Origin of the sequence: Streptococcus sp. HMSC061E03, assembly GCF_001813505.1 — a bacterium.
Classification (GTDB): domain Bacteria; phylum Bacillota; class Bacilli; order Lactobacillales; family Streptococcaceae; genus Streptococcus.
Genome location: NZ_KV812797.1, coordinates 137253 through 144417, shown reverse-complemented (window position 1 = coordinate 144417; position 7165 = coordinate 137253). Strand labels below are relative to the sequence as shown.

At 43.7% G+C, this 7165-nt stretch carries 2 protein-coding genes; both read left to right on the top strand.

Annotation, left to right across the window (positions count from 1 at the left end; genetic code table 11):
- The coding region (locus HMPREF2917_RS10950) for an LPXTG cell wall anchor domain-containing protein (RefSeq protein ID WP_141751549.1) at positions 1 to 1548 on the top strand (1548 nt) is incomplete at its 5' end.
- Between the two features lie 197 nt (positions 1549 to 1745).
- On the top strand, positions 1746 to 7165 hold a 5420-nt coding region (locus tag HMPREF2917_RS08465; protein ID WP_141751548.1), incomplete at its 3' end, for an accessory Sec-dependent serine-rich glycoprotein adhesin.

Here is a 7165-nt window from a genome sequence, read left to right as displayed (position 1 = left end):
GCCTCTACGTCTGAGTCGGTTTCAGCCTCTGAATCAGTATCAACATCCGAGTCAATTTCAGCCTCTGAGTTGGTTTCAACGTCCGAATCAGTCTCGACTTCTGAATCGGCATCAACTTCCGAATCAGTTTCAACGTCCGAATCAGTATCAGCGTCTGAGTCAGTTTCAACCTCTGAATCAGTATCGACATCTGAGTCAGTCTCAGTCTCTGAGTCAGTATCTACGTCCGAATCAGCGTCAGCCTCTGAATCTGAGTCGGTATCAGCATCAGAATCAGCCTCTGCTTCTGAATCAGTTTCAACATCAGAATCAGTCTCAGAGTCCGAATCAGTTTCAACGTCTGAATCGGTTTCTGTATCAGAATCAATCTCGACATCAGAATCATTGTCAGCATCGTTGAGCACTTCAGTATCAGAAAGTCAGTCAGTTTCTACTTCAGTTTCAGTCTCAACATCTGAGTCAGTTTCAGTCTCTGAATCATTGTCAGCCTCTGAGTCGGTTTCAACATCGGAATCAACTTCTGCGTCTGAGTCAGCCTCAACGTCTGAATCAGTGTCTACTTCTGAATCACTTTCAACGTCTGAATCAATCTCGACATCAGAATCATTGTCAGCATCGTTGAGCAATTCAGTATCAGAAAGCCAGTCAGTCTCTACTTCGGTTTCAGTTTCGATGTCAGTATCTGTATCTGAGTCAGCATCGACATCGGAGTCAGTTTCAACGTCCGAATCAGTGTCAGCGTCTGAGTCAGTTTCAGCATCTGAATCGGTATCTACTTCAGAATCAGTTTCAACGTCAGAATCAGTATCAGTGTCCGAATCAGCTTCAACCTCAGTAAGCCAATCAGTGTCAGCATCTGAATCAGCTTCAACCTCAGTAAGTCAATCGGTTTCTACATCCGAATCAGTATCAGCGTCTGATTCAGAATCAGCGTCCGAATCAGTATCGACATCTGAGTCAGTGTCAACGTCCGAATCAGTATCGACATCTGAGTCAGTCTCGACGTCTGAGTCGGCATCTACATCTGAGTCAGTTTCAACCTCAGAATCAGTATCAGCGTCGGAATCTGTCTCAACGTCTGTGTCAGCGTCTACCTCAGAATCAGTTTCGACATCCGAGTCAGTCTCAACATCTGAATCAATCTCGACCTCCGAATCATTGTCAGCTTCGTTGAGCAGTTCAGTATCAGAAAGTCAGTCAGTCTCTACCTCGGTTTCGACATCAGTATCTGTATCTGAGTCAGCATCATTGAGTACCTCTGCACCTGAATCAACTTCAACATCAGTAAGTACTTCAGTTTCAGTGAGTCAATCACAATCAGGATCAACATCTGGTAGCGGTTCATACTCTAACTCAATGAGCCAATCAATTTCTCATTCAGAGTCATTGTCTGCATCAGAATCAGCAAGTGGTTTACAAAAACACAGCCAATCTGTGGCCCTTCCGAATACTGGCGAAACAGGATCTGTAACATCAGCTCTTCTTGGGGTTGTTACAGGGTTAGCTGGAATTGCTGGACTTACCCGACGTAAAAAGAAGGGGAACTGATCTAGTAGGAAATATCATTTTTTTCGAGTGAATCTCATAGGAGATTCACTTTTTTTCTAGTAGAATGAGGTGTTTTTAATGTGTTACAAAAAAATTTGAAAATTAAACGATAATATATAAGTTTTTTGTAGCAAATTACTTGAATCTACGTAGTATTGCTGTATAATGAATAATGACTACAATGTAAGGGGAATATCATGCAATTTAAGCGTTCAAAAGGAAACTTTCGTGAAACAGATCGTGTCGTACGCTTCAAATTAATTAAATCAGGAAAAAATTGGCTTCGAGCATCAACAGCTGCTCTAGGCCTCTTTCGCGTGGTGCGTGGGCAAGTGGAGGAGACCATCATTGCCAACGTGCAGCAAGATCAAATAGAAAGTCAAAAGCATAACCAAGCCTTCTTAAAAGGTTTGATTACGGTAGGGACTGTTTTTGGTGGTGCTGTGCTTGCTACGACTGCTAAGGCGGAGGATGCAACATCACTTGCACCAATGGTTTCTGAGACAAAAGAGGAAACCTTGGCAGAAGTGGATAGTGTGGTCTTAGGAAATACCTCTACCCAGTCTTCAGAATCCAGCTCTGTTTCAGGATCAACTAGTTTTTCTACATCTGAGAGTGCGTCTGCTTCGATCAGTGAATCCACCTCTTTGTCCTTGAGCGAAGTTGGATCAACTGCATTATCAACGGCACTTAGCGAGTCTGCTCAAGCTCTAGAGTCAGAAGCAGGTATTGAGGAGCCGACTAGTTTAGAAGAAGCTACTGTTTTAGAACAAAATACCTCTGAAGCTGAATTGCTCCAAGAAATTGCAGGGAATTACGCATCTAAAATGACGGACACCGATCGCCGAGCAGTGGTCGAAGCGGTCATTAACAAAGTGCAGGCTGAAGTGGCTGCAAGCAATAACTTGATCCACACCAATGCCAGTGCGCAAGCTTATGCTGACCAGCGCGATCGTTTGGAGAAAGCTGTCGATGAGATGATGACGACCTTGACAGCTGCAGGTTTTGTGGGAAATACGAATATAGATGGGAAACCTGCGATCTCTGCTCAGTTGGCTCCTCTAGCTGAGGAAACATACTTGGCTGATGATGTATTGGATATGACCCCGAACCCAGAAGATCCCAATGGTGCGAGTGTAGAAGATCCTACACTTGACACACCAGGATATGCTAAGGATCCTCATCTAGATAAAGATCTCTTAAGATTTTCGCCTGAAGAGTTGAAAAATTTTTTAGGTGACCCCTACACCAATCGTTATACATTTGGTATTTGGGACTTTGTGAATAAACAAGGAGAGTCACTTGGTTACTATGCGACTATGTCGATTGATATCAGTGAGATAGATCCGGAAAAGCATAAGGCAATGGATGTTTATTTCCGCATTGTCCGAAAATCAGATGGGGCTGAAATTTTTTCACAAACTGTATCTCCAGAAGGATATGGCCAAGATATTCAATTACCAAAAGAAGTACTAATTGGTCAGGCTCCCCTTGGGAACAAGGTTTTTAATTCGGAACCTTCTACAGGTAATGGGACCTTTGGAATGCTGACGAATTTTATTCCGGAACAGGCTTTCTTATTCCGGAGTATTTATGATGTCATGACGCCTGAGAATCAAGGGCAATTGATTAGGACGTATCCTAGTATCAAAATTCCATCTATGATGGGACAACAATCGACCTTCTATAGAGAAGTGGACCCGAATGGTAGATGGTTTAATGGGCAATATGAACCAACGGGGAAAGAAAGATCCTTACTAGAGTATAGAATCTACGGATTGGAAGGCCAGCATTATACAGCTTCCAATCCACGCGAATTTCCTGGTTATGTACAGGTCCCAGCGCACACCGTGTTCCCGAATCGTAAAAGTGGGGTGTTCGATAATAGTAAGAATGGGAAATCAAGAATTGAACTATTAGGGGATGCGCGTGAGCATTTCATTAAAAGTGAAGTTGTCACCCTTAATCAAAATGGTGATTATTCTCTTCGCTACTATGTTTTAGATCCTTCTAAAATCCATGATGTTAGTAGTGGTGATGTAGGAAATGCTAAGGTAACCGATGTATATACACTTGTTTATGAAAAAGAATTTAAACAAGATAGTACGGATAACCTTTCAGATTTAGGTGGAATTCGTAAAGTTGAAAGTAAAAATAAGGATTATTTCCTGAATGTTACACCAAGACGAATAGATTACCAACATTTTGAGTTGGATATCACAGGTTGGTTCTCTAGTAAGGAGACAGTTACTTACACTGATGAAAAAACAGGAATAGAATATACTGTTCCAAAACCATTCACGGAACTTCCAAAATCAACATACCTCGATAAAAATACGACCATGGTCGTTGGAGAAGATGCAACACCTCAAGGAGCAGATGGTTTTTCCAACTTCAAACAAACGATCAAAAAAATAGTAGATTCATACCCCTTAACGAGTGTGAATTATTACTATCGAAAGATGACACCGTCAGAATCTGCTTCACAATCTCAAAACTTCTCGATTTCAACTTCAGAGTCACTAGTTTCAGAATCCATTTCATCTTCTCAATCTGTTTCGGTCAGTGAGTCCGTTTCCTTGTCACAAGCATCTAGCTCCGCCAGTCAATCAGATTCACAGGTTTCAACCTCGATTTCCTTGTCACAATCTGTATCGACAAGCGAATCCAACTCGTTGGTTCAGGAATCGATCTCCACTAGTCAGTCAGAGTCGTTGCTTCAGGAATCCGTATCGGCTAGCCAATCAGACTCGTTAGTACAAGAATCCGTATCTGCCAGCCAGTCAGAGTCATTGATTAAGGAATCTGTATCTGCTAGTCAGTCAGAGTCATTGGTTCAGGAATCTGTATCAGCGAGTCAATCAGAGTCGTTGATTAAAGAATCCGTTTCGGCCAGTCAGTCTGAATCGTTGGTTCAGGAATCTGTATCCGCCAGTCAGTCAGACTCCTTGGTTCAAGCCTCAGTTTCTGCTAGTCAATCAGACTCGTTGGTTCAATCGTCGGTTTCAGCAAGCCAGTCAGAGTCCTTGATTCAAGCATCAGTTTCCGCCAGTCAGTCAGAGTCGTTGCTTCAGGAATCCGTATCGGCCAGCCAGTCTGATTCCTTGGTTCAAGAATCAGTTTCTTCAAGCCAATCTGAGTCGCTTGTTCAAGAGTCGATTTCAGCGAGTCAATCAGAGTCATTGATTAAAGAATCTGTATCAGCTAGTCAATCCGACTCACAATCAAAAGCAGCATCAGCATCTAAGAGTGAGTCTGAAAAAGCCTCGAAATCTGTTTCGTTGAGTCAGTCGGTATCCTTATCTAATTTAGCATCTAGATCAATTTCTGTGTCTCAATCGCAGTCAACATCGGCGGTTGGATCGGAGGAAGTGGTTTCTCAACTGATTTCCTTGTCACAATCTATTTCGATGAGCAAAAAGCTGTCAGAATCCGTTTCAGCCAGCCAGTCTGAGTCGTTGATTCAAGCATCAGTTTCTGCCAGTCAGTCAGAATCCCTGGTCCAAGAGTCAGTTTCTGCAAGCCAGTCCGATTCGCTGATACAAGCCTCAGTATCTGCCAGCCAATCAGAGTCGTTGGTTCAAGCCTCAGTCTCCGTCAGTCAATCCGACTCGCTGATTCAAGAATCAGTTTCTACGAGTCAATCCGAGTCGCAAGTTCAAGATTCGGTTTCAGCCAGCCAATCAGAGTCACTGGTACAAGCCTCAGTATCTGCCAGCCAATCAGAGTCGTTGGTTCAAGCCTCAGTCTCCGTCAGTCAATCAGACTCGCTGATTCAAGAATCAGTTTCTGCGAGTCAATCCGACTCGTTGGTTCAGGCATCTGTATCGTCTAGCCAATCAGAATCCTTGGTACAAGCGTCCGTTTCTGCGAGTCAATCAGACTCGCTGGTTCAGGCATCTGTATCGTCTAGCCAATCCGATTCGTTGCTCAAAGAATCCGTATCAGCTAGTCAATCTGATTCCTTGGTTCAATCGTCGGTTTCCGCAAGTCAGTCCGAGTCATTGGTTCAGGAATCCGTTTCGACCAGCCAGTCTGATTCGTTGGTTCAAGAATCAGTTTCTTCAAGCCAATCTGAGTCGCTGGTTCAAGAGTCGATTTCAGTGAGTCAATCCGACTCACAATCAAAAGCAGCATCAGCATCTAAGAGTGAGTCTGAAAAAGCCTCGAAATCTGTTTCGTTGAGTCAGTCGGTATCCTTATCTAATTTAGCATCTAGATCAATTTCTGTGTCTCAATCGCAGTCAACATCGGCGGTTGGATCGGAGGAAGTGGTTTCTCAACTGATTTCCTTGTCACAATCTATTTCGATGAGCAAAAAGCTGTCAGAATCCGTTTCGTTGAGTCAGTCAGAGTCATTGGTTCAGGAATCCGTATCGGCTAGCCAATCAGCCTCGTTGGTACAAGCATCAGTTTCTACGAGTCAATCCGAGTCGCAAGTTCAAGATTCGGTTTCAGCCAGCCAATCAGAGTCACTGGTTAAAGCCTCAGTTTCAGCAAGTCAATCAGAGTCTTTGATTCAAGCTTCGGTTTCTGCAAGTCGGTCAGAGTCATTGATTCAGGCATCGGTATCAGCGAGTCAATCCGATTCCTTGATTAAAGAATCAGTTTCTTCAAGCCAATCCGATTCGCTGGTACAAGAGTCGATTTCAGCCAGCCAATCCGATTCGCTGGTTCAAGCATCTGTATCTGCCAGTCAGTCCGATTCGTTGGCACAAGAATCCGTTTCCACCAGCCAGTCAGACTCGTTAGTACAAGCATCCGTTTCAGCAAGCCAATCAGAATCACTAGTCCAAGCGTCAGTTTTGGCAAGTGAATCAAATTCATTGGCTCAAGAATCGATCTCAGCAAGCCAATCAGACTCGTTGGTTCAGGCATCTGTATCGTCTAGCCAATCAGAATCCTTGGTACAAGCCTCGGTTTCTGCGAGTCAATCAGACTCGCTGGTTCAAGCATCTGTATCGTCAAGCCAATCCGATTCGTTGCTCAAAGAATCCGTATCAGCTAGTCAATCTGATTCCTTGGTTCAAGCGTCGGTTTCCGCGAGTCAATCCGATTCGCTAGTTCAAGAGTCAGTTTCCGCGAGTCAATCTGAGTCCTTGATTCAAGCATCAGTTTCCGAAAGTCAATCGCAATCTACTTCTGATATCGAATCTAAGTCTCAAATTACAGAATCTATGTCCTTTTCTCGTTCTGATTCAATGAGTCAGTCGGAATCGCAAGTATCGACTGATTTGCAATCAACATCATTGAGTCAATCAGAATCGTTGGTGCGAGAGTCAGTTTCTGCGAGTGAATCGGAATCATTGGTTCAGGAGTCTGTATCGGCCAGTCAATCAGAGTCGCAGGTTCAAGCCTCAGTATCTGCTAGCCAATCGGATTCGTTGGTTCAAGCATCTGTATTGACCAGCCAATCAGAATCGCTAGTTCAAGAGTCGATTTCAGCTAGTCAATCAGACTCGTTAGTACAAGAATCCGTTTCGGCAATTCAATCCGACTCCTTGGCCCAAGCATCCGTTTCAGCAAGTGAATCAGAATCCTTGGTTCAGGACTCCGTTTTAGCTAGTAAATCAGAGTCTTTGGTTCAAGCGTCCGTTTCGGCTAGCCAATCAGAGTC